This is a genomic window from Psychrobacter immobilis, from assembly GCF_904846235.1.
Lineage (GTDB): Bacteria > Pseudomonadota > Gammaproteobacteria > Pseudomonadales > Moraxellaceae > Psychrobacter > Psychrobacter immobilis_C.
In genome coordinates, this window is record NZ_CAJGZN010000053.1 from 1 (window position 1) to 1,199 (window position 1,199).

Sequence of the window (1,199 nt, forward strand, 5' to 3'; positions counted from 1 at the left end):
GGTAACCCTCCCAAACTTAAGACACCTAATAAATAGAATTAAGCTGCCTGATTGAGTTTCTGTATCGGTGTAAAACCGCCATTGCCCATGTTTGGGCGCTTATGATTATAATGGTATAACCAGTTTTCTGCTTGTGCGCGTACCTGCTCTAGATTATCAAACAGCTCCTGATTTAACCAATCATATCTCATGGTTCTATTAAAGCGCTCTACATACGCATTTTGCTGTGGATTGCCAGGTTCAATATAGCTTAAGATGATACCTTGCTGCTCAGCCCAGTCTTTGAGCGCATTGCTGATGTATTCAGGGCCGTTATCGCATCTTATCTGCACAGGTTTGCCTCGGTACTCAATAAGCTGATTAAGACTGCGTATGACCCTTTGCGCCGGTAGCGAGAAGTCGACTTCAACGGTGAGTGCCTCACGGTTGTAATCATCAATGACATTGAACAGTCTAAAGCCGCGGCCATCAGTTAAGCTGTCGTGCATAAAGTCCATGCTCCAGCTTTGGTTAATCCTATCAGGTACTGCTAATGGTATTGGTTTAGCACGTTTAATGCGACGCTTAGGCTTGATTCTAAGGTTGAGTTCAAGCTCGCAGTAGATGCGATATACCCGCTTATGGTTGTACGGCAGTCCTAGCACATTACGCAAGGTTAAAAAGCACAAGCCAAAGCCCCAGTTCTTGTTCTCATCAGTCAGTTTGATAAGTAAGTCCGCTATTTGCTGGTTCTCATCTGTTACCACCGACTTGTGATAATAACAGGTGACGCTGATGTTAAAGATGCTACAAGCCCTGCGGATACCAATACCACGATCTTCAATGTAGTGACAAACCAACGCTTTGCGCCTTTGGGGCGCTACCACTTTTTTGACATAGCATCCTGTAGGATGTCGGATTTAAGACATTCATCAGCGTACATCTTCTTTAAGCGGGCATTTTCAACTTCAAGCTCTTTAAGACGGCTGATAAGTGTGGCGTCCATACCACCATATTTAGATCGCCAGTTGTAGAAGGTGCTTTGGCTGATGTTATGCTCACGGCAGAGCTCGGTAATAGGGACGCCTTGTTCGGCTTGTTTTAGGATGTTGACGATTTGGTTGTCGCTAAAGCGTGTCTTTTTCATAGGATTCTCCTGCTGGTGTATTTTAGCAGTTAATCTCTATTTGTAAGTGTTCTTATTTATTGGGGGGATTACC

General features: G+C 44.3%; 1 protein-coding gene. It reads right to left on the reverse strand.

The window, feature by feature from the left end:
- Nucleotides 1-38 precede the first annotated feature (38 nt).
- A protein-coding gene (locus JMX07_RS13475; protein ID WP_178379278.1) for an IS3 family transposase occupies nucleotides 39-1,126 on the reverse strand; the annotation gives its coding sequence in 2 pieces (ribosomal slippage) (nucleotides 39-874 and nucleotides 874-1,126; 1,089 coding nt in all).
- Nucleotides 1,127-1,199 lie beyond the last annotated feature (73 nt).